At 70.9% G+C, this 26,749-nt stretch carries 20 protein-coding genes and 3 pseudogenes; 4 read left to right on the forward strand and 19 right to left on the reverse strand.

Translation table 11 applies throughout. The annotated features are described in order from the left end of the window. Window positions 1-247: 247 nt before the first annotated feature. The 17 genes and pseudogenes from MMA15_RS04890 to rsmH all read right to left on the reverse strand — a co-directional run bounded on the left by MMA15_RS04890 (window position 248) and on the right by rsmH (window position 18,674). Complete coding sequence (locus MMA15_RS04890) at window positions 248-1,387, reverse strand: DivIVA domain-containing protein (protein WP_241057736.1); 1,140 nt, start codon at window positions 1,385-1,387, stop codon at window positions 248-250. A gap of 52 nt (window positions 1,388-1,439) precedes the next feature. Beyond that, the gene (locus MMA15_RS04895) at window positions 1,440-1,724 is read right to left on the reverse strand and encodes a YggT family protein (RefSeq protein ID WP_028435711.1); all 285 of its coding nucleotides are present in this window, start codon (window positions 1,722-1,724) and stop codon (window positions 1,440-1,442) included. Window positions 1,725-1,798: 74 nt separating this feature from the next. Next, entirely contained in the window at window positions 1,799-2,434 is a 636-nt protein-coding gene (locus MMA15_RS04900; RefSeq protein ID WP_241057737.1) for a cell division protein SepF, read from the reverse strand. Between the two features lie 156 nt (window positions 2,435-2,590). Next, window positions 2,591-3,319, reverse strand: a complete 729-nt coding sequence (locus MMA15_RS04905; protein ID WP_241057738.1) for a YggS family pyridoxal phosphate-dependent enzyme — start codon at window positions 3,317-3,319, stop codon at window positions 2,591-2,593. A 3-nt stretch (window positions 3,320-3,322) separates the two neighbouring features. After that, window positions 3,323-4,054: a peptidoglycan editing factor PgeF gene (gene pgeF, locus MMA15_RS04910; protein WP_241057740.1), complete on the reverse strand. Its 732-nt coding sequence runs from the start codon at window positions 4,052-4,054 to the stop codon at window positions 3,323-3,325. Further along, on the reverse strand, window positions 4,051-5,271 hold the full coding sequence (gene ftsZ, locus MMA15_RS04915) for a cell division protein FtsZ (RefSeq protein ID WP_241057741.1): 1,221 nt from the start codon (window positions 5,269-5,271) through the stop codon (window positions 4,051-4,053). Before ftsZ ends, pgeF begins: the two co-directional genes overlap by 4 nt. Before the next feature lie 237 nt (window positions 5,272-5,508). After that, window positions 5,509-6,306: a cell division protein FtsQ/DivIB gene (locus MMA15_RS04920; RefSeq protein WP_241063000.1), complete on the reverse strand. Its 798-nt coding sequence runs from the start codon at window positions 6,304-6,306 to the stop codon at window positions 5,509-5,511. 91 nt (window positions 6,307-6,397) lie between these two features. Next, window positions 6,398-7,494: pseudogene (gene murG / locus MMA15_RS04925) on the reverse strand (undecaprenyldiphospho-muramoylpentapeptide beta-N-acetylglucosaminyltransferase). A gap of 6 nt (window positions 7,495-7,500) precedes the next feature. Continuing rightward, window positions 7,501-9,015 carry a putative lipid II flippase FtsW gene (ftsW, locus tag MMA15_RS04930; RefSeq protein ID WP_372498182.1) on the reverse strand — a complete coding sequence of 505 codons (1,515 nt, stop codon included), beginning with the start codon at window positions 9,013-9,015 and terminating at the stop codon, window positions 7,501-7,503. A gap of 265 nt (window positions 9,016-9,280) precedes the next feature. Beyond that, on the reverse strand, window positions 9,281-10,735 hold the full coding sequence (gene murD / locus MMA15_RS04935) for a UDP-N-acetylmuramoyl-L-alanine--D-glutamate ligase (protein ID WP_277400781.1): 1,455 nt from the start codon (window positions 10,733-10,735) through the stop codon (window positions 9,281-9,283). 50 nt (window positions 10,736-10,785) lie between these two features. After that, window positions 10,786-11,850, reverse strand: coding sequence for a phospho-N-acetylmuramoyl-pentapeptide-transferase (mraY, locus tag MMA15_RS04940; RefSeq protein ID WP_241063002.1), 1,065 nt, complete (start codon window positions 11,848-11,850; stop codon window positions 10,786-10,788). Continuing rightward, window positions 11,847-13,301 carry a UDP-N-acetylmuramoyl-tripeptide--D-alanyl-D-alanine ligase gene (locus MMA15_RS04945; protein ID WP_241057745.1) on the reverse strand — a complete coding sequence of 485 codons (1,455 nt, stop codon included), beginning with the start codon at window positions 13,299-13,301 and terminating at the stop codon, window positions 11,847-11,849. Before MMA15_RS04945 ends, mraY begins: the two co-directional genes overlap by 4 nt. Continuing rightward, on the reverse strand, window positions 13,298-15,073 hold the full coding sequence (locus MMA15_RS04950) for a UDP-N-acetylmuramoyl-L-alanyl-D-glutamate--2,6-diaminopimelate ligase (protein ID WP_241063003.1): 1,776 nt from the start codon (window positions 15,071-15,073) through the stop codon (window positions 13,298-13,300). Before MMA15_RS04950 ends, MMA15_RS04945 begins: the two co-directional genes overlap by 4 nt. Before the next feature lie 47 nt (window positions 15,074-15,120). Then, complete coding sequence (locus MMA15_RS04955) at window positions 15,121-16,485, reverse strand: peptidoglycan D,D-transpeptidase FtsI family protein (RefSeq protein WP_505016608.1); 1,365 nt, start codon at window positions 16,483-16,485, stop codon at window positions 15,121-15,123. 160 nt (window positions 16,486-16,645) lie between these two features. Next, window positions 16,646-16,963: pseudogene (locus MMA15_RS28680) on the reverse strand (cell division protein); the annotation flags it as partial. A 302-nt stretch (window positions 16,964-17,265) separates the two neighbouring features. Then, window positions 17,266-17,652, reverse strand: coding sequence for a cell division protein FtsL (gene ftsL, locus MMA15_RS04960; RefSeq protein ID WP_241057747.1), 387 nt, complete (start codon window positions 17,650-17,652; stop codon window positions 17,266-17,268). Continuing rightward, on the reverse strand, window positions 17,649-18,674 hold the full coding sequence (rsmH, locus tag MMA15_RS04965; protein ID WP_277400025.1) for a 16S rRNA (cytosine(1402)-N(4))-methyltransferase RsmH: 1,026 nt from the start codon (window positions 18,672-18,674) through the stop codon (window positions 17,649-17,651). The genes ftsL and rsmH overlap by 4 nt, the downstream gene beginning before the upstream one ends. A gap of 334 nt (window positions 18,675-19,008) precedes the next feature. Here rsmH and MMA15_RS04970 point away from each other — a divergent pair, with 334 nt between their 5' ends. The 4 genes from MMA15_RS04970 (at window position 19,009) to MMA15_RS04985 (ending at window position 24,850) form a co-directional block, all read left to right on the forward strand. Next, on the forward strand, window positions 19,009-19,584 hold the full coding sequence (locus MMA15_RS04970; protein ID WP_241057749.1) for a beta-class carbonic anhydrase: 576 nt from the start codon (window positions 19,009-19,011) through the stop codon (window positions 19,582-19,584). A gap of 87 nt (window positions 19,585-19,671) precedes the next feature. Next, window positions 19,672-20,703, forward strand: a complete 1,032-nt coding sequence (locus MMA15_RS04975) for an AAA family ATPase (RefSeq protein ID WP_241057750.1) — start codon at window positions 19,672-19,674, stop codon at window positions 20,701-20,703. Between the two features lie 182 nt (window positions 20,704-20,885). Beyond that, entirely contained in the window at window positions 20,886-22,451 is a 1,566-nt protein-coding gene (locus MMA15_RS04980; RefSeq protein WP_241063005.1) for a DUF58 domain-containing protein, read from the forward strand. Next, window positions 22,448-24,850, forward strand: coding sequence for a transglutaminase TgpA family protein (locus MMA15_RS04985; RefSeq protein WP_241057752.1), 2,403 nt, complete (start codon window positions 22,448-22,450; stop codon window positions 24,848-24,850). Before MMA15_RS04980 ends, MMA15_RS04985 begins: the two co-directional genes overlap by 4 nt. A 305-nt stretch (window positions 24,851-25,155) precedes the next feature. On the opposite strand, the gene MMA15_RS04990 is transcribed toward MMA15_RS04985, so the two are convergent. Next, a complete protein-coding gene (locus tag MMA15_RS04990) occupies window positions 25,156-25,581 on the reverse strand; it encodes an SCO2097 family morphological protein (RefSeq protein ID WP_241057754.1) in 426 nt (141 codons plus the stop codon). Window positions 25,582-25,889: 308 nt separating this feature from the next. Then, a pseudogene (locus MMA15_RS04995) lies at window positions 25,890-26,652 on the reverse strand (methyltransferase). Between the last annotated feature and the right edge of the window lie 97 nt (window positions 26,653-26,749).

The raw sequence follows: 26,749 nt of genomic DNA on the forward strand, positions 1-26,749 counted from the left end.
GCTGGCGGAGTGAGAGCCCGCACCCGGGACTCGGACGGGACTCGGACGGGACGAGCGCTCACGCAGCCGCCTGAGAGCCCTGTCCGACCGCGGCGACCTCGCCCGCGCCCTGCCCGCGTCCCGTGCGCGCACATTCCGTACGCACAAGGGCAGTACACAGGGCCCGTACGCAAAGGGCCGGGCCCGGAAGCGTTGCGCTTCCGGGCCCGGTCTTGCCTTTATGCCGGCGAATTCCGCCGTCAGACGCTCAGTTGTCGTCCTCGTCGATCAGGAAGCCCCTCATCGGAGACGGAGCCTGCTGCGGCGCGGGGCCGCCCTGCGGACGTACGGGAGCCATCGGCTGCGTCATGGCCGGGGACATCTGCTGCTGCCCACCGCCGTAGCTCTGGCCGCCGCCCTGCGAGGGGCCGCCCGGACCGCCCATGCCGCCGTTGCCGCCCATCGACTGGTGACCGCCCATGCTGCCGACCCCGGCGCCCGCGGACGCCATCGACGGGGACGGCGGAAGGGAAGGCGCCGAAGGCGTGCGCGGCGGGGCCAGCGAGTCGTCGGCCTGGTTCTCGAGCTGACGGAGCTGGCTCTCCAGGTACGACTTCAGACGCGTGCGGTACTCACGCTCGAAGCCGCGCAGGTCCTCGACCTTGCGCTCCAGCGTCGCCCTCGCGGACTCCAGGGAGCCCATCGCGACGCGGTGCTTCTCCTGGGCGTCCCGCTCAAGGGCGTCGGCCTTGGCGCGGGCGTCACGCTCAAGACCCTCGGCACGGCTGCGCGCCTCGCCGACGATCTTGTTGGCCTCGGAACGAGCCTCCGCGATGGCCTGGTCCGCGGTCTGCTGCGCCAGCGACAGCACGCGCGCCGCGCTGTCGTTGTTCTGGCCGCCGCCACCGGGCATCTGCGGGCCGCCGGGGCCCATGGGACCGCCAGGACCGCCCTGGGGTCCGCCGGGACCCATGGGTCCACCGGGACCGCCCTGAGGGCCGCCCGGACCGGCGGGAAGCGCCGGCTGCCCGCCGGGAAGCTGGGGAGGACCGCCCATGCCCTGCTGCGGGCCGTGCTGCCCCGGACCGTGCTGGCCGGGGTGCTGCCCGGGACCGCCGTGCTGACCCGGCGGCACGGGCTGCGGACCTGATATGGCGGCGGGCACCGGCCCCCCGCCTTGCCTGTCCGGTGGCTCGGGTTTGCGCATACCGCCCTGCTGCTGGTTCTGCGCGGCGGCACGGGTCGCTGCGGCGAGCTTCGCCCGCAGATCCTCGTTCTCGCGCAGCAGCCTCGTCAGCTCGGCTTCGACCTCATCGAGGAAGGCATCGACCTCGTCCTCGTCATAGCCTTCTCGGAGGCGGACGGTCGTGAACTGCTTGTTCCGCACGTCCTCGGGGGTCAGTGGCATCTCTTCACCTCAACGTAACTCGTCGGCATGTCGGCAAGACCATTTCGATCGTTCACAGCCTGGCCACGACGTTGATCAGGATGTAGACGATGATCATCAGTACGAAGAAGGACAGGTCGAGCGCCACGCCCCCGAAGCGCAACGGCGGGATGAACCGCCGCAGAAGCTTGAGTGGCGGATCAGTGACAGTGTAGGTCGCCTCGAGAACGACCACCATCGCCTTGCCGGGCTGCCATGAGCGGGCGAACTGGAAGACGTAGTCCATCACCAGTCGGAAGATCAACACGAGCAGGAAGCAGTACAGCGCGACTTGGACCACCTCGAGTGCGGTACTCACTGCGCTCCCCTCTCCCCTCGCCTCGTTGGGCGCTCTCGTGCGACCTTACGGCCCGTTCCGTTGATCCTGCGTCTTCAGCTCTGGTTGAAGAACCCGCCCTCTGCGATGCGGGCCTTGTCCTCCGCCGTGACATCGACGTTAGCAGGAGACAGCAGGAACACCTTCTGCGTCACTCTTTCAATACTCCCGTGCAAACCGAAGACCAGACCGGCCGCGAAGTCGACAAGTCTCTTCGCGTCCGTATCGTCCATCTCCGTCAAGTTCATGATCACGGGGGTACCCTCGCGGAAGTGTTCCCCGATGGTACGGGCCTCGTTGTACGTCCGGGGGTGCAACGTGGTGATCCGGTAAGGCTCCCGTTCCGACACGACCTTGGGCATGATCACCGGCGCGCTCTTCTCCAGACTCTGGCGTTCAGGTGTGATGGATGACACGGGGGCAATTCTCCCGGATCGTCCATTTTCGATGACCGCCGGGGCTGACGGCTGCTCCCTCTCGCGCTGGGCGGGCGGGTGCATCACCCGTACCGGCTCGGCCGGTTCGTCCTTCGGCAGGGGGTCGTGCGACTGCAACGGCTCGTGCCGCCGGCGGTCCCTCTCGGGCTCCGGTTCGGGCTCGAACTCGTCGTCGGGGTCGAATCCCGGGCCGTCGTACCCATCGTCCTCCACGAGGCCGAGGTAGACCGCCATCTTGCGCATAGCGCCGGCCATTCTCTGCATCCTCCGCTCTGTGGTGGGTCCCCAGCCCTTCGGTGGGAGTGCTGCATGGTTCCGTCACCGGTGGTTTGGATCCCCGCGGGTCTCTCCGCCTGTCGTCCTGCACGAATTGACCATATTTTGTGCCGTAGTCCGACTTGCTTGGCGACGTTACCCGAGCCGTGGTCGCTCTCCGAGTACCGCACTGCCGACGCGCACATGTGTCGCACCGGCGGCGACGGCCTCTTCGAGGTCCGCGCTCATCCCTGCGGACACCATGGTCGCAGCAGGATGCCTTGTACACAGGCCGGTTGAGATTTCCCGAAGCCGCTCGAAGGCCGCGGCCGGATCGCCTGCGTACGGCCCCGCGAGCGGAGCCACGGTCATCACGCCTGCCAGTCGCAGACCTTGGGCCGCCGCCAACTCGTCGCCGAGCGCGACGACCGAGCCCGGCGCCGCACCTCCACGGCCACCGGCGGTTTCTGACTCCGCGTCAAGCGCGACCTGGACCAGGCAGTCCAGTTCGCGGCCGTGATGTACGGCGGCACGGCTCAGGGCGCCGACGAGCCGGGGGCGGTCGACGGAGTGGACGACGTCCGCGTAAGAGGCGACGGAGCGGGCCTTGTTGGTCTGCAGCTGCCCCACGAAGTGCCAAGTCACGGGGACGTCCGCGCACTCCGCCGCCTTCGCGGCCGCCTCCTGGTCGCGGTTCTCGGCGACGTGCCGCACGCCCAGCTCCGCCAACAGCCGCACGTCACGGGCGGGATGGGTCTTGGTGACGACGATCAGCGTGACCTCGTCCCTGTCGCGCCCCGCGGCGACACAAGCGCTCCCGATGCGCTCCTCCACCCGGGCGAGATTCGCGGCGAGTTCGGCCTGACGGGCCGTGAGGTCCGTCACGGTTCAGTTCGCCTCCAACCAGACATAGCTCGCGAGGCGACCGGTCGTCTTCTCACGTCGATACGAGAAGTGATCGGCCGACTCCATGGTGCACACGGCGGACTGTTCCAGAGTTGTGACACCGCAGGCTTCGAGTTGGGCCCTTACGCCCGCCGCCATGTCGACCGAAGCGGTGCCCCAACTCGTCGTCGCATACGCCTCGGGAACCGCCGCCGCGACCGACTCGCGCATCTCCTCGGGCACTTCGTAGCAACGTCCGCACACCGCCGGGCCCGTGCGGGCCACGATCCGCTCCGGCGACGCGCCCTGCTTCCGCATCGCCTCGACGAGCGCGGGCACCACTCCGGCGGCCAGTCCGGGCCGCCCCGCGTGTGCCGCTCCGGCGACGCCCGCGACCGGATCGGCCAGCAGTACCGGAGTGCAGTCGGCGGTGAGAACCGCGAGGGCCAGCGAGCGTCGTCGCGTGACGATCCCGTCGAGCGGGGGCGCTTCGTCGCCGAACGGCGCCTCCACGCAGGCGACTTCACGCCCGTGCACCTGATGCATCCATACGACGTCGTCGGCGCCGAGGCCCAGCGCGGCCGCCGCCCGCGAGCGGTTCTCCCGTACGTACGACGGGTCGTCGCCGACCCTGCCGCCGAGGTTGAGGGACTCAAACGGAGCGGCGCTCACCCCGCCCCACCTGTCGGTGAACGCGAAGTGCGCGCCGCTCTCGGAGTCGTGCGTGCCTATCACTTCAGGAAGTCCGGCACATCCAGTTCCTCGGCCTGGCTGTCGTGGTACGGGCGGGCCGGCGGGACGGTCGGAGGCAGCGAGTCTCGGCCCGCGCCCGGGGCTTCGCCCACCGGCTCGGGGTCGCTCTCGCGCGGTGTGACGCTGCCGAGCCCGCCGAAGGAGGGCCGGTCGGCGTCGGGGTCGCCGCTTCCGAACGATCCCGTCGAGGAGGGCGAGTCGTCCTTCGGAGCGTGCGAACCGAGGGCCTTGTCGCGGTTCTTGCTCGGGGGCTGGCCTCCGTCGAAGCCCGCCGCGATGACCGTGACCCGCACCTCGTCGCCGAGGGCGTCGTCGATCACCGCGCCGAAGATGATGTTCGCCTCGGGGTGTGCCGCCTCGCTGACGAGCTGTGCCGCCTCGTTGATCTCGAAGAGCCCGAGGTCCGAACCGCCCGAGATGGACAGCAGTACGCCCCTCGCGCCGTCGATCGACGCTTCGAGCAGAGGCGAGGAGATGGCCATCTCCGCGGCGGCCACCGCGCGGTCGTCCCCGCGGGCCGAGCCGATGCCCATCAGCGCCGAACCCGCCTCCGACATGACGGACTTGACGTCGGCGAAGTCGAGGTTGATCAGGCCGGGGGTGGTGATGAGGTCGGTGATGCCCTGGACACCCGACAGCAGCACCTGGTCTGCGGACTTGAACGCGTCGAGCACGCTCACCTGACGGTCCGAGATGGACAGCAGGCGGTCGTTGGGAATCACGATGAGGGTGTCGACCTCGTCGCGCAGCCCCGCGATGCCGTCCTCGGCCTGGTTGGCGCGCCGCCGGCCTTCGAAGGTGAAGGGACGGGTGACGACGCCGATCGTCAACGCCCCCAGCGAGCGGGCGATGTTGGCGACGACGGGAGCCCCGCCGGTGCCGGTGCCGCCTCCTTCGCCGGCCGTGACGAAGACCATGTCGGCCCCCTTGAGGACCTCCTCGATCTCCTCGCGGTGGTCCTCGGCGGCCTTGCGGCCGACATCGGGGTTGGCGCCTGCTCCCAGACCGCGTGTCAGTTCACGGCCCACATCGAGCTTGACGTCGGCATCGCTCATCAACAGGGCCTGCGCGTCGGTGTTGATCGCGATGAACTCGACGCCCTTGAGACCGACCTCGATCATCCGGTTGATGGCGTTCACGCCACCGCCGCCAATGCCGACGACCTTGATGACTGCGAGGTAGTTCTGCGGTGCTGCCACGTCGAAGGCCTCTCGCCTCGAGTTACGTATCCCTGTCGGGCGGTCCACGTCGACCCGAACCCTAAGCGTGAAGTTTAGGGTTACCGGTGTCTGTCTTCCCTGGAGTCTTGGGAACGGACACTAAGTCGACAAGTGGTGGGTGTTCAACGAACACGCCGAACCTCCCGTTTTTCCTTTCACCCTATGTGATCAGGCCCGTGGGTGGTCATCCAGGGTGCTGGCCTGCGCTGACGCCCGTCAACTCCCCGACGAGGCCGGGGCGCTGGGAACACTGACGTCGAAGTGCCTTGCTCCCTTGGTGGCTTTCATCAGTGCGGTCAGAGACGTCGCCTTCGCGCGCCCCAGTTCACCACTGCCCCACAGCACCGTACGGCCCCCCGTCAACTCCAGTGTGATGGAGTCGTAGGAACGCACCCTGACCGTACGCGTGTCACGCGCTACGGATTCAGGAAGCGCGGTGGCGACGCGGACTGCTTCACGCCGCAGGCGTTCCTTGCCGAAGTGCCGCAGACCCGCGGAGCTCTCGACTTCCATCACGAGAAGCGGAACGCCCTTCGGTTGCTCCGGAACTACGTCGAAACGCACACCTTCCACGTCCACTTCGACGAATTTCCCGGCATGCTTCATGGCCAGTTCCGGCTTCCGTTCCGTCACTTCGATACCGATTCCGTGGGGCCAGGCTCGTACGACTCGGGCCTCGTCGAGGCGCGGCAGCGCCGTTTTGAGACGGTGCCGCGCCGCGGCACGGTCGACCGACAGCAGCGGAGTACCAACCGGAATATGGGCCGCGTCACGCACCTGTTTCTCCGTCAGAACCTCGTTGCCGCTGACGGTGACGCGTTCGACCAGTACCCAGTCCGAGCCGTACAGGGCCCATGCGCCGAAACCCATGAGCCCCAGGGCCAGGGCGAGCAGGACGAGCAGGGCTCGCAGCCGGAGCTTCCGGGGCCGCGCCGTCGGCCGGTCACGCGCGGGCGCCCGGCCCGAACCGGACGGCGGCGGGCCGGAGTCGGCGCCCGCCTGGGGACGGGCCACGCGGTCCCTGCCGTACCGTTCGGCCCCCCTGCCGCGTCCCTCGGCGTTCCTCGTCGGCCCCGTGGGTCCGGCCACGCTTGCCTGCCTTGTCTCACGCCCTCCGGCGTGCCGCGATCGCCTCGTACACCATGCGGACAAGAAGCTCGTCGGCGTCGGGCCGGCCGAACTCCGCCGCGGCGCGCGACATGTCGTGCAGCCGGTGCGGATCGGTGAGGACGGGGAGCACGTTGCCCATGATCCACTCCGGCGTCAGCTCCGCGTCGTCGACGAGCAGTCCGCCGCCCGCCTTGACCACCGGCTGTGCGTTGAGCCGCTGTTCGCCGTTGCCGATCGGCAGGGGGACGTACGCGGCCGGCAGCCCGACGGCCGACAGCTCCGCGACGGTCATCGCGCCCGCACGGCAGAGCATCATGTCGGCCGCCGCGTACGCGAGATCCATCCGGTCCACATACGGTACCGGGACATACGGCGGCATTCCGGGCATGTTGTCCGGCTGCGGCAGTTCGTTCTTCGGGCCGACCGCGTGCAGCGTCTGAATTCCCGCGCGCTGAAGGTGCGGTACGGCGTGCTGCACGACCTCGTTGAGGCGGCGTGCGCCCTGCGAGCCGCCCGTGACGAACAGCGTCGGCAGATTGGGGTCCAGACCGAACGACGCACGCGCCTGGGGCCGTAGGGCGGCGCGGTCGAGCGTGGCGATGGACCGGCGCAGCGGAATGCCGATGTAACGGGCGTTGCGCAGCTTGCTGTCGGGCGTGGAGACCGCCACGTGCTGCGAGTAGCGGGAGCCGATCTTGTTGGCAAGGCCGGGCCTCGCGTTGGCCTCGTGGATGACGATGGGGACGCCGAGGCGCTTGGCGGCGAGGTATGCGGGAAGCGCGACGTAGCCGCCGAATCCGGCGACGCAGTCGGCCTTGGTGTTCTCCAGCACCTGCTCGGCCGCCTTGATGGTGCCCCGCAGCCGCCCGGGGACGGTGATCAGTTCGGGTGTGGGTTTACGCGGCAGCGGTACGGCCGGGATGAGTTCGAGCTGATAGCCGCGTTCGGGCACCAGACGGGTCTCCAGGCCGCGTTCGGTCCCGAGCGCGGTGATGCCCACCGTCGGGTCCTGCCTGCGCAGAGCATCCGCGAGGGCGAGCGCGGGCTCGATATGGCCGGCATGGTGCCCCCACCGGCGAGTACGACGTGCACTCTCATTCACCGCTCTCCGGACGGCCGCCGATCCGCGCGCCGTCTCATCGTGTTCGTTCGCACCCCTGCCAGCCTTCTCCGCACGCGCTGCCGCAGAGCAGGCTGCCGCATGGCCAGAGCCGCTCTGGCCGCGGGGTCGCTTCGCGCGAAGGCGATGAGCAACCCGATGGCGAACATCGTCGGCAGCAGGGCTGAGCCTCCGTAGGAGAACAGCGGGAGCGGGACACCGGCGATCGGCAGAAGACCGAGCACCGCACCGATGTTGACCACGGCCTGCGCCGTGATCCAGGTGGTCACGCCCCCCGCGGCATACCTCACGAAGGGCTCCTCCGTGCGTCCGGCCACGCGGATACCCGCATAGCCTAGAGCCGCGAAGAGAGCGAGCACCGACAGCGTCCCCGCCAGACCGAGTTCCTCCCCGGTCACGGCGAAGATGAAGTCGGTGTGTGGTTCGGGGAGTTGACCCCATTTTTCCACACTGGCACCGAGGCCGGAACCGAACCATCCGCCCGATGCGAGCGCGTAGATCCCGTGGACGGCCTGCCAGCACTGGTCGTTGGCGCCCGGGTCGGTGGCGCCGATGCAGGTCAGCCGCGCCATCCTGTTCGGGCTGGTCATGATGAGGAGCGAGCCGATCACGGCGGCCACCGCCATGACACCGGCGAACAGCCTTGTGGGAGCGCCCGCGAGCCACAGCAGGCCGAAGAGGACCGCTGTGAGAATGATCGCGGTCCCCATGTCGCCGCCGAGCATGATGAGTCCGAGCAGCAGCAGCCCTACGGGCACCAGCGGTACGAGCATGTGCTTCCACTGGTTCAGCATCCGCCTGGAGCGCTTGCGGGCGAGGAGGTCGGCGCCCCACATCACCAGTGCCAGCTTGGCGAACTCGCTCGGCTGGAGCTGGAACGGGCCGCCCAGATAGATCCAGTTGCGGTTCCCGTTGACCGCGTGCCCGAGTCCCGGCACCTGCACCATGCACATCAGCACGACGGAGACGGCGAGCAGCGGATACGCCAGCGCCCTGTGCAGTCTGATCGGCATACGGGAGGCGAGCAGCAGCAACGCGGCACCGACGACCGCGGCGACGAGCTGCTTGCGGAAGAAGTACGTGGAGGACAGGCCGGATTGGAGCGCCTCGATCTGCGACGCCGAGAAGACCATCACCAGCCCGAGCACGGTGAGCAGCAGACTGCCGCCGAGGATCAGGTAGTACGCGGTGAGCGGCCGGTCCCAGGCCCGCCTCGCCTTCGCCAGGAACGCGGGTGTGCCGCTTCCACCGCCCCGCCCGGACGGTCCGCCCGGCAGACGGCGCAGCCTCGGGGGGCGCTTGGGCGCGGGGGCGGCTGCCGGTGAAGTGCCCTTGCCCGTACGGGGCTTGGCGGTGGTGCGGGACTTGGCCGCTCCGGGCCTGGCCGTACGCGGCTTGGCCGCTCCGGGCGTGGACGTACGCGACTTGTCCGCAGCGGGTTTGGCGGTACGCGGCTTGTCCGCACCGGGCTTGGACGTACGGGAGCGCCGCACCTCGCGGGGAAGCAGAAGCGTTCCATCGGCCGGCGCGTACGAGGGCTCCCAGGGCGTCAGGGCCGCCAGGGCCCTCCACAGCCCCCCTCGCCGTGCGCGGCGAACTCGGGGGCCGTTGCCGGCGGCAGCGCGGCGCCACGCTCTTCCGGACGCTCCTGTGAGTCTGGACGCGCCCGGAAGAGAGACCGCCGCAGTGCCGCTGTCGGGCGTCATCTGTCGCTTCCCCTCCGTCTGTTCCCGCGACGCGGTCCGCGGGACCGGCGGGTTACTCCACCTCGTGCGAGCGGGCCTCGGCCAGCGCACGCACCGCGTCGGTGAAGGCGTCACCGCGCGCGTTGTAGTTGACGAACATGTCCATCGAGGCGCAGGCCGGTGCCATCAGCACCGTATCCCCGTGGCGTGCCAGCCGCGCCGCTTCCCGGACTGCCGCTGCCATCGCCCCAGTGTCGGTCCGCTCCAGGTCCACCACCGGGACATCCGGGGCGTGTCGCGTGAGGGCTTCGTGGATGAGGCGCCGGTCGGCGCCGATGAGTACGGCGGCCCGCAGGCGCGGTGCCGACTCACGTACGAGTTCGTCGAAGGTGGCGCCCTTCGCGAGGCCGCCCGCGATCCACACGATCGAGTCGTACGCGGCCAGAGACGCCTGTGTGGCATGGGTGTTGGTGGCCTTGGAGTCGTCGACGTAGGCGACGCCGTCGACGTCCGCGACGTGCGCGATGCGGTGTGCGTCGGGCCGGAAGGCACGCAGTCCGTCGCGTACGGCCGAAGGCGGCACGCCGTAGGCACGGGCGAGCGCCGCCGCGGCGAGGGCGTTGGCGATGTTGTGCGGCGCGGCCGGGGTGACGTCGGAGACCTCGGCTAGTTCCTGCGCCTGCTCGCGGCGGTTCTCCACGAAGGCCCGGTCGACCAGGATGCCGTCCACGACGCCGAGTTCGGACGGCCCGGGGGTGCCGAGGGTGAAGCCGATGGCGCGGCATCCCTCCTCGACGTCGGCCCCGCGGACCAGCTCCTCGGTTGCGGGGTCGGCGCAGTTGTAGACGCAGGCGATCTGATTGCCCTCGTAGATGCGGCCCTTGTCGGCTGCGTACGCCTGCATCGAGCCGTGCCAGTCGAGGTGGTCGGGCGCGAGGTTGAGCACGGCGGCGGAGTGCGCCCGCAGGCTCGGCGCCCAGTGCAACTGGTAGCTCGACAGCTCAACTGCCAGTACGTCGTAGTGCTCTTCGGCGAGTACGACGTCGATCAGCGGCGTCCCGATGTTGCCGACGGCGGGTGCGCGCAGACCGGCGGCGCCGAGGATCGAGGCGAGCATCTGCACCGTGGTCGTCTTGCCGTTGGTGCCCGTGACGGCGAGCCAGGGCGCCGGCGGGCCGCCGCTGCCGGCGGGCTCCCCCGGCCGTGCGCCGCGCAGCCGCCACGCCAACTCCACGTCGCCCCATACGGGTACGCCCGCCTCACCGGCCGCCGCGAAGAGCGGACTCTGCGGTTTCCAGCCCGGCGAGGTGACGATCAGTTCGGTGCCGGACGGGAGGGTCTCCGCGTCCGCGAGCCTCACGGTCACGTCCTGGGCGCCGAGTTCGGCCGCACGCTCACGGTGGGCGTCGCTGTCGCCGCCGTCCACGACGGTGACCTCGGCGCCCATGCGCTTCAGGGCGCGTGCGGCGCTGACGCCGCTCACGCCGAGCCCGGCCACGGTCACCCGCTTCCCGCGCAGATCCGTCAGGCCCACTGGCTCCGTCGGACCCGAAGCGTCCAAGGGGTCGTGCCGGTCGTTCACTTGCTGGCCGCCCACCCTGCGTAGAAGATGCCGACGCCGAGGATCGCGCACATGCCCTGGATGATCCAGAAACGGACCACGACCAGCACCTCGGACCAGCCTTTGAGTTCGAAGTGGTGCTGCAACGGCGCCATCTTGAACACGCGCTTGCCCGTGAGCCGGAACGAGCCGACCTGGATGACGACGGACATGGTGATCAGGACGAAGAGCCCGCCGAGGATCGCCAGCAGCAGCTCCGTACGGGAGCAGATGGCGAGACCGGCGAGCGCGCCGCCGAGCGCGAGCGAACCGGTGTCGCCCATGAAGATCTTGGCGGGCGAGGTGTTCCACCACAGGAAGCCGAAGCAGGCGCCCATCAGCGCGGCGGCGACGACCGCCAGATCGAGCGGGTCGCGCACCTCGTAGCAACCCGGGCCCGCCGTGAAGGGGTTGGCGCAGGACTCCTGGTACTCCCAGACGCAGATGAAGACGTACGCGCCGAAGACCATCACGGATGCGCCCGTCGCCAGGCCGTCCAGACCGTCCGTCAGATTAACGCCGTTGGACATGGCGAGGATCATGAACAGCGCCCAGATCACGAAGATGACCGGGCCCATCGACCAGCCGAAGTCCTGGGTGAAGGAGAGCTTGGTCGAAGCGGGCGTCAGCAGACGGAGGTTGGCGAAGTTCAGCGACAGGACGGCGAACGCCGTGCCGACGATGAGCTGCCCCGCCATCTTCGCCTTGGCCCGCAGACCGAGGCTGCGCTGCTTGACGATCTTGATGTAGTCGTCGAGGAAGCCGACCAGACCCATACCGGCGAAGAGGAACAGCACCAGTACGCCGGAGAAGCTCGGCTGGCTGCCGGTCAGCAGCTTGGTGAGCGCGTACGCGGCGACCGTGGCCAGGATGAAGGCGATGCCGCCCATCGTGGGGGTGCCGCGCTTGCTGTGGTGGTTCTGCGGACCGTCGTCACGGATGAACTGCCCGTAACCCCTGCTCGCGAGCAGCTTGATCAGCAGCGGCGTCCCCACCAGGGACAGGAAGAGTCCGATGACTCCGGAGAAGAGGATCTGGCTCATACCCATCGGGCGGCGACCTCACCCTCGTTGGTCCCGGACTCCGTGAGCGCGTCCGCGACGCGCTCCAGACCCACCGAACGGGAAGCCTTCACCAGTACGACATCCCCCGGGCGCAGTTCGCTCCGCAAGAGCTCGACCGCCGCCTCAGCGTCGGACACGTGCACCGACTCCTCACCCCACGAACCCTCGTTCTTCGCGCCCATGTCCAGCCAGACGGCCTCCTGGCCACCAACCGCCACGAGCTTGCTGACGTTGAGCCGGACGGCGAGCCGTCCGACCGCGTCGTGCTCGGCAAGCGACTCGTCGCCGAGCTCGGCCATCTCACCGAGCACCGCCCAGGTCCGCCGGCCCCGACCCATCGCGGCCAGCGCGCGGAGCGCGGCCCGTGTCGACTCGGGGTTGGCGTTGTAGGCGTCATTGACGACCGTGACTCCATCGGCGCGCTCGGTGACCTCCATCCGCCAACGCGAGAGCGTGCTCGCGGCGGAGAGCGCGGTGGCGATGTCCCCGGCGGGCATGCCCAGTTCGTGGGCGACGGCCGCCGCGGCGAGCGCGTTCGACACGTGGTGCTCACCGTACAGGCGCAGGGTCACGTCACCGCACCCGGTCGGTGTTCGTAGCGTGAAAGTGGGCTGACCCCGGTCCGTGAGCCGGACATTCTCGGCACGTACGTGGGCTTCCTCCGCCTCCCCGAACAGCAGGACACGGGCCCGGGTGCGCTCGCTCATGGCCCTTACGAAGGGGTCGTCGGCGTTGAGCACGGCGACGCCTCCCGCGCCTCCGGCACCGCCGTCCTCGCCGTCCGGCGCCGCCTCGGGCAGCGACTCCACCAACTCGCCCTTGGCCAGGGCGATCTGCTCCCGGCCGCCGAACTCGCCGATGTGCGCCGTGCCCACGTTGAGCACGACGCCGATGCGCGGCGGCGTGAGCTGCGTGAGGTAGCGGATGTGGCCGACGCCGCGTGCGCCCATCTCCAGCACGAGATGGCGGGTGCCGGCCTCGGCGCGAAGGGCGGTCAGCGGCAGCCCGATCTCGTTGTTGAGCGAGCCCGGCGTCCACACCGTGGGCCCGAGACGCTCCAGCAACTGGGCGATGAGGTCCTTGGTGCTGGTCTTCCCTGCGGAGCCGGTGAGCGCGACGACCTGGGTGCCCAGCCGGGCGACCGAGTGCCGGGCGAGGGCGCCGAGGGCGCGGGTCACGTCGTCGACGACGATGGCCGACACGCCCACAGGCCTGGTGGCCAGCACGGCCACGGCACCGGCCTCGACGGCTCCTTGTGCGAAGTCGTGCCCGTCGGCGCGCTCCCCGGCGAAGGCGGCGAAGAGACCGCCCTCGGCCACTTTTCGGGAGTCGATGACGACGGGTCCTGTGACCTGGGCTTCCGGGTCCGGTATGTCGCTCTGCTGTCCGTCGACGACAGCGGCGATATCGGCGAGTGATAGGGGGATCATCGGTCTTCGGCGTCTGTCCCTTGGGTCGGGGTGCTGCCAGCCGCTTCCTGCTTGTGCCGGACGGCTTCACGCAGCACGAGGGTGTCGTCGAACGGTCTTACGACCCCCGCGATGTCCTGCCCCTGCTCATGTCCCTTGCCGAGGACGATCACGGTGTCGCCCGGTTCGGCACGGTCGACCGCGAGACGGATCGCGGCGGCTCTGTCCTCTTCCAGCAGAACCGTCCCGCGGTCGTAGGCGGGCACCTCGGCGGCACCGGCGAGCATCGTGGCGAGGATCGCGAGCGGGTCCTCCGTGCGGGGGTTGTCGGAGGTGAGCACCGCGGTGTCGGACAGGCGCGCGAGCGCCGAGCCCATGGCGGTGCGTTTGTGCGGGTCGCGGTCGCCGCCGCAGCCCAGTACGGCGTGCACACGGCCCTCGGTGACCTTGCGGATCGCGAACAGGACGGACTCGACGGCGTCGGGCTTGTGTGCGTAGTCGACGATGGCGAGGAAGTCCTGCCCGGCGTCCACGCGCTCCAGCCGGCCGGGGACACCGGGCACCGACGCGATGCCGTCGGCGGCCGTCTGCAAGTCGATGCCCGCGGTGACGAGGGCGGTGAGCGCGGCGAGCGCGTTGGCGACGTTGAACGGCCCTGCGATGGGGGCGGTGGCCCGTACGGACTCGTCCTTGGGGCCCACGGCGGTGAACGTCGAGCCGAGCGGGCCCACTTCGACGGCCTCGGCACGCCAGTCGGCGTCGGGGTGGCCCTCCGCGGAGAAGGTCGTCACGGGCACCTCGGACTCCTCGATGAGCCGCTGCCCGTACTCGTCGTCGAAGTTGACCACGCCCGCACGGGATCTGGCACGTGTGAAGAGCTGCCGCTTCGCCCGGAAGTAGTCCTCCATGTCCGGGTGGAAGTCCAGGTGTTCGGGGCTGAGGTTGTTGAAGACGGCGACGTCGAAGACGCATCCGTCGACGCGGCCCAGCACCAGGGCGTGGCTGGAGACCTCCATCGCCACCGACGACACTCCGCGCTCCCGCATCACGGCGAAGAGCGCCTGGAGGTCGGTCGCCTCGGGCGTGGTGCGCTCGGACTTCAGCCGCTCGTCGCCGATGCGGGACTCGACCGTGCCGATCAGGCCCGTCAGTTCGCCCGCCTTCTCGGCGGCCTTGCGCAGCCCGCCGTCGACCAGGTACGCGGTGGTGGTCTTGCCGGAGGTGCCGGTGATGCCGATCTGGAGCAGGTCCCTGCCGGGCTCGCCGTAGATCGCGGCGGCCAGCGCTCCCATGCGGGCGCGGGGGTCGGGCACCGTGAGGACCGGCAGCCCGGCGTCCGCGGAGCGTTCGGTGCCGGCCGGGTCGGTCAGCACGGCCACGGCCCCCAGTGAGGCGGCCTGCGAGGCGAAGTCGGCGCCGTGGAAGCGGGCACCGGGCAGAGCGGCGTAGACGTCGCCGGGACGTACGGCACGCGAGTCGTGTGTGATGCCGGTCGCCTGGGCCTCCTCCGCGCCCTGTGGGGCGGCGGTGTTCAGCCGGCGTGCCAGCTCCGCGAGCGGGACGGGCCGTACGTGCGCGGGCCTCGGCGGTCCCGAGGCGACATCGGTGGTCGTCCCGGTGGCCGTCTCCGTGGAGCCGGGCTCTGTGCGACCCTCCGCCGAGGGCGAGAGGGAGTTCTGATCAGCTTGTGGCACGGCGGTGAGCGTACCGGGCGCGGGGGCCGCGCGGCGAAGCGAGGGGCGTGACGGAGGGGCCGCGTCCGGCCGGTCGTGCCCGTCCCGTACCCCTGGTATGCGGCGTCACGAGGAGCGCCGGAAGGCTGTCTTCACGGCTCACGGGCTCATCGTTCCTTCTTCTTCGTACGGTCCTTCTCGGCGCTTACGGGCCAGGGGTGGGCCTTTGCTCCGGTCGGGGGGACCTGAAGGGACTTCAGGGCGAACTTCATGACCTTCTTGTAGACGGGGCCGCAGACGTCGCTGCCGAAGTAGCTGCCCTTCTTCGGGTTCTGGACGGCGCAGTAGACCGTGACGCGGGGCTTGTCGGCGGGGGCGAAGCCCGCGAAGGACGAGGTGTAGCCGTCGTAGCGGCCGGTGTCGGGATCTACCCGGTTGGCCGTACCGGTCTTGCCCGCTACCCGGTAGCCCGGGATCTTCGCGGTGGTGCCCGTGCCCTCCATGTCGCTGACGACGGACTCCAGCATCCGGGAGAGGGTCTTCGCGGTCTTCTCACTGACGACGCGGCGCTCGCCCGGCTCGGGTGCCGCGGTGAAGGCGCCGTCGGGCCCGGTGGTCCCACGTACGAGCGAAGGCACGTTCCGCACGCCGCCGTTGGCGATCGTCGAGTAGATCGAGGCGGCCTGCACGGCGTTGAGCGACAGCCCCTGGCCGAAGGGGATCGTGTACTGCTGCGACGCGCTCCACTTGCCGGGCTTCTCCAGGATTCCGGAGGTCGCGCCGGGCAGCCCCAGGCCGGTGGGCCTGCCGATGCCGAAGCGGCTCATGTACCGGTGGAGGACCTTGTTGGCCTCCTTCTGGTTCTTCCCGAGCTGCTCGGTGGCGAGGATCGTCCCGATGTTGCTGGACTTGGCGAGCACGCCGTTCAGCGTCAGATGCCACGTCTCGTGGTCGACGTCGTCGGCGAAGGCGCGGTCGGCTCGCTTGAGGCGGTTCGGCACGGTCACCTCCGTCAGCGGTGTGGCCTTGCCCTCCTCGAGTACCGCCGCCATGGACATCACCTTGCTGGTCGAACCGGGCTCGTAGACGTCCTGGGCGGCGGCGTTGCCCAGTGCCTTCGGGTCGGCGCGGGAGACGTCGTTGGGGTCGAAGTCGGGGGCGCTGGCCATGGAGAGGAGTTCACCGGTGCGGGTGTCCTGGACGACCACGTAGCCGCTGTCCGCGTCGGAGCGGGCGACCTGCTCGCGGATCGCCTGCTGCGCCGCCCACTGGATGTCGCGGTCGAGGGTGAGCTGAACGTCCGCGCCCGCGCGGGCCGGGTGTTCGCGTACGCCCGCGGTGGGCACCTGACGGCCGCCGGACTGGGCGTAGGTGATCTTGCCGTCCTTGCCTGCCAGCTTGTCGTCGAGGAGTGCTTCGACGCCTGCGCCGCCCTTGCCCTCGGAGTTGACGAACCCGAGGACGGAGGAGGCCAGTTCGCGGTTCGGGTAGACGCGCTTGGGGTGCTTCTCGCGGTAGACGCCGGCGAGCACGTCGGCCGCCTCGTCCGCGCCGCCGTCGGCGTTCTTCTCGGACTTCTCGGCGGTCTCGGCGGACCCGGCCGGCCTCGCCGGCCTCGGCGGCCTTCTCGGCGACCTCCTTCTTGAGCTTCTTGATACGTGCCCAGGTGCGCGGCGACTGCTGCCGGGCGAGGAGCACGTAGCGGGTGTCCTTCTTGGCCAGCTTCCCGGCCAACTCCTGCTCGTCCTCGTGGAGTACGGGCGCGAGGAGGGCGGCGGCACGCTCGGGGGCGTCGGTGACGCCGGTCTGCTTGCGCGTGAAGAGGTACGGGTCGGCCGTGACGTCGTAGGCGTCGACGGTGGTGGCGAGGGCGGCGCCGTCACGCGAGGAGATGGTGCCGCGCTCGGCGGCGAGCGGCACGGTGATGTAGCGGTTCACGGCGGCCTTGTCGGCGAAGGCGCTGGCGTCGACGGCCTGCACCTGGAGCAGGCGCGCGGTGAACGCCAGCATGACCACGGTCAGGCCGAAGGCGATGAGCCGCAGCCGCGGTCGTGCGCTGGCGAGGCGTAGCCGGCCGCCCTGTGAGGGCACGGGGGGCCGGGTGCCCCCGCCGGAGCTGCCGGCGGGGGCGCGGACGGGCCTCGCGGTCTTCGAAACCGCGGGGGCTGCCTTCGCGGTCTTGCCCGTGGCGGGCTTCCCGGTGGCGGCCGTGCCCTGCCTGGCCGAACGGGCGGACTTCTGCTGCCGTGCGGAGTTCGCGGACCCGGCGGCGCGCCCGGCGCCGTCGCGGCGCGGGTCGCGGGGACGTTCGCTCACCGCTCCTCCTGCTGCGGATCTCCGGTGGCCGGCTGCGGATCCCCCTTGACGGTGCCGTCGGGGGCCAGGAACGCGGGCGTACCGCCGGGAACGAGTCCCAGCTCACGGGCGCGCTTCTCCAGCGCGCCCGGAGCGGAGTAGGAGTCGACCTCCTGCTGGAGGGACTGCTGCTCGTCCGTCAGCTCGTCGGTCTGCTTCTCCAGCTTGCTCAACCGGAACGAGCCCTGGTTGACGGCGGCGTTGAGCAGCAGCAGACCCAGCAGCCCGGCGCCCAGTATCAGCACCACGAGCAGCACGAACGGGGTACGGGCCGCCGACGACGTCCCGGCCGGTACCAGACGGGCGAGCCGGGACAGCCTCGAAAGCCGCTCCTGTGCACTCATGAGGTGTGCGCCTCCCTGATGCGCTCCGCGCCGCGCAGCCGCGCCGGTGCGGCACGGCGGTTCTCGGCGATCTCGTCCTCGGTGGGGAGTTCGGCGCCGCGTGTCAGCAGCTTCAGCCGCGGCTGGTACTGCTCGGGCACGACCGGCAGCCCGGCCGGTGCGGTGCTCCTGGCACCGGCGGTCAGCACCCGCTTGACGAGGCGGTCCTCCAGCGAGTGGTACGACAGCACGGCGATGCGTCCGCCGACCGCGAGCGCGTCGACGGCCGCCGGCACCGCCCGCTCCAGTACGTCCAGTTCGCCGTTGACCTCGATCCGCAGGGCCTGGAAGGTGCGCTTGGCGGGGTTGCCGCCGGTGCGCTTCGCGGCCTGCGGCAGCGCGTCGCGGATCAGCTCCACCAGCCTCGCGCTGTGGCTGAAGGGCTCCCGCTCGCGTTCCCTGACGACCGCCTCGACGATGCGGCGTGCCTGCTTCTCCTCGCCGTACGCACGCAGCACACGCACCAGTTCGCCGGGCGGATAGGTGTTGAGTACGTCCGCGGCGCTCGGCCCGCGCGTCTGGTCCATCCGCATGTCGAGCGGGGCGTCCTGCGCGTAGGCGAAGCCGCGCTCCGCCTCGTCCAACTGCATGGAGGAGACGCCGAGATCGAACAGGACGCCCTGCACCCGCGCCACCCCGAGGCGCTCCAGCACCTCCGGCAGCTCGTCGTACACGGCGTGCACGAGCGTGGTGCGGTCGGCGTGTTCGACGAGCCGCTCGCCCGCAAGCCGCAGCGCCTCCCGGTCGCGGTCGAGCCCGATCAGGCGCGCCGCGGGGAAGGTGGCGAGCAGCGCCTCGCTGTGGCCGCCGAGGCCGAGGGTGCAGTCCACGACGGTGGCGCCCGGCTCGGCGAGGGCGGGGGCGAGCAGATCGAGGCAGCGCCTCAGCATCACCGGACGGTGCCGCTCCGCGGGACTTTGATTCACGGCCACATCTCCGCCGCCGGTGGGCTCTTCGCGGGCGGGCTGCTCTTCGGTCGTCATGCGCCTCTTCCTGCCCACGTGCTGCTTGGTCCCCGCCCGCTCGAAGGGGAAGCGGCCGGGCGGAGCCGGGGAAGAGGGCACCGTACGACCATGAGCGGGAGGAGGCCGAGCCGCACGTACGCGCCTGCGCACTCGGGAGAAACCGGACCCCGGGAAGCGTCCCGCCTCCCACTTCGCGCCACTTTAGTCCACTCGTCCCTTCGGTCAACCAGCGCCGAGCCGCGTTGACCCGGGGTCACGAACGCCTGTGCAGCGCCTCACAGATACACCGGAAAGCCCGATTGGTCCTCCCCCGAGGGGAGCCTCGCCCGGCCTCGCGGTCTACCGTCGTCACATGTCGACGCCACAGCGGAACCCTCAGCCGCTCACCCAGCCCGACGCCGGCGACCAACACCGTCCCGGCACCGTCACCGACCGGCTCGTCGAAGCCAACCAGCGTTACGCCACGCAGTTCACCGATCCGGGCATGGACGCCCGTCCCGTCCTGAAGGTGGCCGTCGTCGCCTGCATGGACGCCCGTCTCGACCTGCACGAGGCCCTCGGCCTGGAACTCGGCGACTGCCACACGATACGGAACGCGGGAGGTGTCGTGACCGACGACATCATCCGCTCCCTGACGATCAGCCAGCGCGCCCTGGGCACCCGCTCGGTGGTACTCATCCACCACACCGGCTGCGGAATGCTCAACCTCACCGAGAACTTCCGGCACGACCTGGAACTGGAGGTCGGGCAGCGGCCGTCCTGGGCTGTCGAGGCGTTCCGGGATCTGGATTCGGACGTGCGGCAGTCCATGCAACGTGTGCGTACTTCGCCCTTCCTCCTGCACACGGACGACGTGCGTGGTTTCGTCTTCGACGTGAAGACGGGACTGCTCCGCGAGATCGACCCGGAGATCGCCCCGGAACCGTGACGCGAGGACGCGTGGACGTGAAGAATGCGTGTACAGGCAGCAGATGAGAGCAGCGGCGGAAGACGGGGACGGGCCGAGGAGGGCCGGGTGACGACCTTTGACCAGCGAGCAGACCTCAGCGATCTGAGCAGTACGGCGGATCGGGTGCGCCGCTCGATGGAGTCGGTGATCGAGGGCAAGCCCGAGGTCGTACGGCTGTCGCTGACGGTGCTGCTCGCCGAGGGACACCTCCTGATCGAGGACGTGCCCGGCGTGGGCAAGACGATGCTCGCCAAGGCCCTCGCCAGATCCGTGGACTGCTCGGTCCGGCGTATCCAGTTCACGCCGGACCTGCTGCCGTCCGACATCACCGGTGTCAGCGTCTACGACCAGCAGCGGCAGGACTTCGAGTTCAAGCCGGGAGCGGTCTTCGCGCAGATCGTCATCGGCGACGAGATCAACCGCGCCTCCCCCAAGACGCAGTCGGCGCTGCTGGAGTCGATGGAGGAGCGCCATGTGACGATCGACGGGCAGACCTACGAGCTGCCGTCGCCGTTCATGGTCGTCGCGACGCAGAACCCGGTCGAGATGGAGGGCACGTATCCGCTGCCGGAGGCGCAGCGGGACCGCTTCATGGTGCGCGTGTCCATCGGGTATCCCAGCGCGGCCGCGGAGCTGGAGATGATCGACGTGCACGGTGGCGCGTCGCCGCTGGAGGATCTGCGTCCGGTGGCGCACGCGCACGAGATCAGCAAGCTCATCGACGCCGTACGGGGGGTCCATGTCGCCGACCCGGTGCGGCGTTACGCGGTGGAACTGGTCGCCGCGACGCGCTCGCATCCGGAGCTGCGGCTGGGCGCCTCCCCCCGGGCCACGCTGCATCTGCTGCGTGCCGCCCGGGCCAGCGCGGCGCTGGCCGGGCGTGACTTCGTACTCCCCGACGATGTGCAGTCGCTGGCCGTGCCCGTGCTGGCGCACCGGCTACTGCCCACGTCGCAGGCGCAGTTGAGCAGGCGCACCGCCGAGCAGGTGGTCGAGGAGATCCTCCAGCGCGTGCCCGTACCGACGGCGGCTCCGAAGGGCGCGGGCGTTCCGTCGCACCTCGACGGTCACGGACAGCAGCCGCCGCGGGGTTACTGATGTCCGGGAGTCCCGCGCCCGGCGCGGGACCCGCGAGGCGGCCCGCGCGGGACGCGGGGCCGGTGCGCGGCGTGGCATACGGGCCCGGAGCCGGACAAGGACACGGCGCGGAACACGGGCGTGGTGCCGGTGCCGGGCCGGGCGCGGAGGACGGCGAAGGCGGCAGGAAGCAGCGAGGTCCGCTGCGCACCGCGCTCAGCGGCCTGACCACCCGCGGACGTTCCTTCCTGGCGGCGGGGATGGCCGCCGCCGTGTGCGCCTACGTGCTGGGGCAGGCCGACCTGCTGCGCGTGGGGATGCTGCTGGCGGCCCTGCCGCTGGTGTGCGTACTGGTGCTGTACCGGACGCGCTACCGGGTCACCGGCTCCCGCAGGCTCTCACCGGCGCGGGTCACGGTCCGTTCGGAGGCGCGGGTGCGGCTGCGGCTCGACAACGTCTCCCGGCTGCCGACGGGTCTGCTGATGCTGGAGGACCGGGTTCCGTACGTGCTGGGGCCGCGTCCGCGGTTCGTGCTGGACCGCGTCGAGCCGGGCGGGCAGCGCGAGGTGTCGTACCGGGTCCGCTCCGACATGCGCGGCAGCTACCCGCTGGGCCCGCTTCAGCTACGGCTCACCGACCCGTTCGGCATGTGCGAACTGACGCGCTCCTTCAGCACATACGACACCCTCACGGTGGTGCCGCGCACCGTGCCGCTGCCGCCGGTACGGCTCACAGGCGACGCCACCGGCTACGGCGACGGACGGCACCGCTCGCTCGCGCTCGCCGGCGAGGACGACGTGATCCCGCGCGGCTACCGGCACGGCGACGATCTGCGCCGGGTCCACTGGCGTTCGACGGCCCGCTACGGCGAGTTGATGGTGCGTCGGGAGGAGCAGCCGCAGAAGGCACGCTGCACGGTGCTTCTGGACACGCGGCGCGGCGCGTACGCGGGGTCGGGCCCGGACTCGTCCTTCGAGTGGGCCGTGTCCGCCGCGGCGTCGGTCTGCGTGCATCTCCTCGAACGGGGTTACGCCGTACGGCTGTTGACGGACACGGGCACGATGGTCCCGGGCCCCGAGGGCATCGGATTCGCCGGGGACCCCTCCGACACGGCGGGGCTGCTGCTGGACACGCTCGCGCTGCTCGAACAGTCCGACCAGGAGGGCATGTCGTACGCGTACGACATGCTGCGCGGGGTCGCGGGCGGGCAGGAGGGGCTGCTGGTCGCCTTCCTGGGAGCCCTCGACGAGGAGCAGGCGATGACGGTGGCAAGGATGCGGCAGCGTACGAGCAAGGCGGTCGCCTTCTTCTCCGCGTCGGACTTCTCCGCGTCGGACTTCTCCGGGCCGGAGACGGGCACGGCAGGCGGGGAAGCGGAGCAAGTGCCGCGTGCGGGCGCGGAGTTCGCGATGGAAGGCGCGATGGCGGAAGGCGCGGCGAGGGAGCGCTCCGGGGCGCAGGACGCGGCGACGGAGGGCTCCGCGGTGGGGGGCGCGGCACCGGCAGGCGCGCCCGGCTCCGACGGTGCCGTAGGCGCCGGGCAGCCCGGCACCGGCACGTCCGGCGAGGCGCCCACGGCCACCGCCGCACCGTCCCGCGCGGCACAGCCCGCCCCGGACATGACGGACCCCGTTGAGACAGCGGACGACGATGCTCTGCGCGTACTGCGCGAAGCAGGCTGGACGGCGCTTACTGGCGGCCCGGGACGGGCCATGGACGAACTGTGGCAGCGGGCCGACGAGGTGACCGTGAGGGGGACGCACTCATGAGCGGACGGGGACGGCTCGCGCTGTGCGCGGCAGTGGCCACGCTGGCCGCGGCGTTCGCGCTGCTGCCGCTTGTGGAACCGGCCACGTGGATCCTCCAGACCGCGCTGCTGCTGGGCGTACAGACACTGGTGGGCGCGGGGGCGCGACGGGTGCCGCTGCCGCGCCCTGTGACGCCCGCCGTGCAGGCCGCGGTGTCGCTGGTTCTGCTGACGTTCTTCTTCGTAAGGGACGATGCGATCGCCGGGGTGCTTCCGGGCCCCGGCGCGCTGGCGGAGTTCGGGCAGCTCCTCGCTCAAGGCGGCCATGACGTCGGCCGGTACGCCATACCGGCACCGGTGACCGAGGGCATAAGGCTGATGCTGGTCGGCGGCGTGCTGCTGATCGGCCTGCTGGTCGACTCGCTCGCGGTGACGTTCCGCAGTGCGGCGCCCGCCGGGCTGCCGCTGCTCGCGCTGTACTCGGTGGCGGCCGGGCTCGCCCGCGACGGTGCGGGCTGGCCGTGGTTCCTGTGCGCGGCGGGCGGCTACCTGCTGCTACTGCTGGCGGAGGGCCGCGAACGCCTCTCGCAGTGGGGGCGGGTCTTCACCGACCGCGGACGGCCCGGTGCTCCCGCGTACCAGCCCGGCGGCGTGGAGGGTCCCGCGACGGCGCCCGTACGCACGGGACGCAGGATCGGCGCCCTCACGCTCGGCCTCGCCCTGGTCGTCCCCGCGCTGCTGCCGTCGCTGGGCGGCGGTCTGCTGGACGCGGCACGCAACGGCGGCGCCGGAGTCGGCCGCAACGGCGGCACTGTCTCCGCGGTCAACCCGCTGGTGGCGCTCCAGGACAGCCTCAACCAGGCCGAGGACCGCACGGCGTTGAGCTACACCACCAACACCCGCAGCACGCAGGAGATGTATCTGCGGATCGTGGCGCTGGACAAGTTCGACGGTGCCTCGTGGAAGCCGTCGGAGCGCCGCATAGACGCCGTTCCCGATCCGCTGCCGACGCCTCCGGGGCTCTCGCCCGACGTACGTACCGAGCGGGTCCGCAGCAATGTGGTCGCCGCCGACTGGTACGCGCAGAACTGGCTGCCCATGCCGTATCCGGCCGACCGCGTGGAACTGGCCGGGCGCTGGCGCTTCGAACCGGAGGGCCGCACCCTCGTGGGCGACCGCGGGCAGACCACGCGCGGCGTGCGCTACCAGGTGGAGAGCCTGCTCGTGGAGCCCACGGCACGTCAGCTCCGCAGGGCTCCCCAACCGCCGCCCGCGGTGCGGGAGGAGTACACGAAGGTGCCGAAGTCGCTGCCGTCGGTGGTGCGTCGCACGGCACAGCAGGTCACCCGGGACGCACCCGACGACTACGAGCGTGCGGTGCGCCTCCAGGACTGGTTCGCCTCCGACGGCGGCTTCACCTACGACACCCGGGTACGTGCCGGAAGCGGCTCCGCCGCCATCGCCAACTTCCTTGAGCAGAAGGAGGGTTTCTGCGTCCACTTCGCCTTCACGATGGCCGCGATGGCCCGCACCCTGGACATTCCGGCCCGCGTCGCGGTCGGCTTCACACCGGGCACGGCTGCGGCCGACGGGCGGATGAACGTAGGGCTGAAGGACGCGCACGCCTGGCCCGAGCTGTACTTCGAGGGCATCGGCTGGACGAGGTTCGAACCGACGCCGACGCGCGGCACCCCGCCGCCGTACGCACAGCCGGACACCCCCGACCCCAGCGAGAACCCCGCCGAACAGCTACCTGACCGCGGGCAGAGCGCCGAACCGACGCCCGTGCCCTCCGAGTCCGAGAGCTGCGACGCGGACGCCAAGAGGCTCGACCCGGAGTGCGGGCAGTCGGCTCCGGCGCAGGACGGCGGGAGCGGCGACGGCGGCTCCGACACCGGCACGACCGCCGCGGTGGCCGCCGCGTCACTGCTCGGCCTTGGCCTGCTGTCGCTGCCGATGCTGTGGCGCGTACGTACGAGAGCGAGACGCCTGGGCACACGCGCGGCCGGAGGGACCCCGGGAGAGGAGACACCCGCCGCCGTCCTGGAAGCCTGGCGCGAACTGGTCGACAGCGGCTGGGACTACGGGGTGGTGCCCGACGAGTCGGCGACACCGCGTAAGGCCGCGGAACGCATCGTGCGGATCGGCGATCTGGGGCAGGAGGCGGCCGAGGCGGCGTTCCGGGTGGCCCTGGAGGTCGAGCAGGTGCTGTACGCGCCGCGCCCGCGGCCGGGTGCCGGTGTACGGGCCGACGTACGGCAGGTGCGGGAGGCGCTTCGCCGTGCGGCGCCGCGAGGCCTGCGGAGCCGCGCACTGCTGCTGCCGCCTTCTTCCGTACGAGTGATGTGGGCGGCGACGCGGGGGGTGACTGCGGCGCGAGAGCGGTGGCTGAGGTCGCTGCGGGTGCGCTTCGCGAAGTGACGATGTAGCGAGGCACCGGAGCGCGGCCGGCGGCGCGATGCGATGTGGGGTCGGCGCGGACGCGTCAGATGTGCGTCCGCGCGGGCGCACGGCGTGACGAGACAGGCACGGCATGGCTGCGGGCCGTCCTTAGTGTTCTTCAGGACGGCCCGTGGGCTGGTCTCGGGAGGCAGTGGGGGCGGGGATTCAGCGCGAGGTGACGCCGCTTCGGAGGGTCGCCGGTGGGAGGTCGCAGTGCGGGGGATGTCGCTCGCAGGAGGTCGCCGCACCGGCGTCGCAGTCCGCCGCCGGTGCTGTGCGCTGTGCTATCGGTCCTCGTCGCGGCGGCGCTGCCACCGCTCCTCGATGCGGTTCATCATCGAGCGGCGTGAGCGGGGCTGGCGGCGGGTGGGCGTCGAGCCGCCTCCGCTGCCTCCCTGCTGTGCAGCTCCCTGCTGTCCTTGCTGCTGCTCGCCGCTCTTGGGGGCCTTCCGCCAGCCGGTGACCGCGAGCACGGCGCACCCGAGCATGACGAGGAAGCCCACGACGCTGATCCAGATCTGCTGCGCGACCATTCCGGCCATGAGCAGGGTGATGCCCACCAGAAAGCCTGCGACCGCCTGGTAGACCCGCCTGCGGGTGTACCTGCGCAGCTCACTTCCCTCGAGCGCTGTCGCGAACTTGGGATCTTCGGCGTACAGCGCTCGCTCCATCTGCTCGAGCATGCGCTGCTCGTGCTCAGAGAGCGGCACGGAGTCCTCCTACTCGTCGGTCGCGGGGGCGACCGGGTGCGACCATCCAAGGATAGGCAGGGAATCGCCCCCGTGAAACCCGCCCCTCTGCGCCATTACCTCCCACCAGGACCGTGATGACGGACGTCGGCGCGGGACCGTTCAATCCGTGCATTCCCGCGCTGCCTTTCCGCCATGCCGAACCGTGTGCCCCGATCATACGGCGGTCAACAGCCGAGCGGGTGAGGTACGAACCACTGTGATACTGATCGGTCACTTCTGCCCGGCGGGCCCCGGGCGGAGCGGCCGGACCGGCTGCCCGGCCGCGCTCACCGCTCGTGGTACCGCGCCTCGGCCAGGACATGCAGACGGCTCGCGACCGCCTGGAACGCGGGCAGTTCGGAGGCGGCGGCCTCCAGCCTCACAAGGGCCTCCTCCGCGTCCGGCTCGGTGTCGACGAGCGCACCGGGGACGAGATCGGCGAAGACGCGCACGCCGTGCACGGCGGTGACGGACAGGCCCGTGGCGTCGACGAGGTCGGTGAGCTGCTCGACGGTGAAGCGCCGGGGCATCGGATCGTTTCTCTCCCCAGCGTCCGTCGGGGCCCGTGAGCGCCTGACGCGCCTCGGTGAAGTGCCCGGCCAGTGCACGTCCGAACACGGCGCCGCCCAGGCCCGCGGCGAGCAGGCTGAGGGTGCCGCCTCCGGGGCGCAGCGCTGCGACGACGTTGCCCAGGCCCTCGACCGGATCGTCCACGTACTCCAGGACGCCGTGGCAGAGCACCACGTCGTAGCCGCCGCGCTCCACGACGTCGAAGAGGCCGTGTGCGTCGCCCTGCACTCCGCGGATACGGCCCTCGACACCGGCCTCGGCGGCGCGGCGCTCCAGCCCGAACAGGGCGTTGGGGCTGGGGTCGACGACGGTCACGCGGTGGCCCAGCTCGGCGACCGGCACGGCGAAGTTGCCGGTGCCGCCTCCCGTGTCGAGCACTTCGAGCGTCTCTCCACCGCCGGCCTTGACCCGCTGGTCGAGAGCGCCTCGCAGGACCTCCCAGACCACGGCTGTACGGCGGGATGCGCTGGGGCGGGCCATGACGTGCTCCTCGGCGGCTCAGGGGCGTGCAGGCACCACCCTATTGCCTCCGCTGCCACGGTGTTTCCCACGGTGACGGGGGGGAGGTCGGAGGTTC

The sequence above is a fragment of the Streptomyces marispadix genome (assembly GCF_022524345.1).
In the GTDB taxonomy this organism is placed as follows: Bacteria; Actinomycetota; Actinomycetes; order Streptomycetales; family Streptomycetaceae; genus Streptomyces; species Streptomyces marispadix.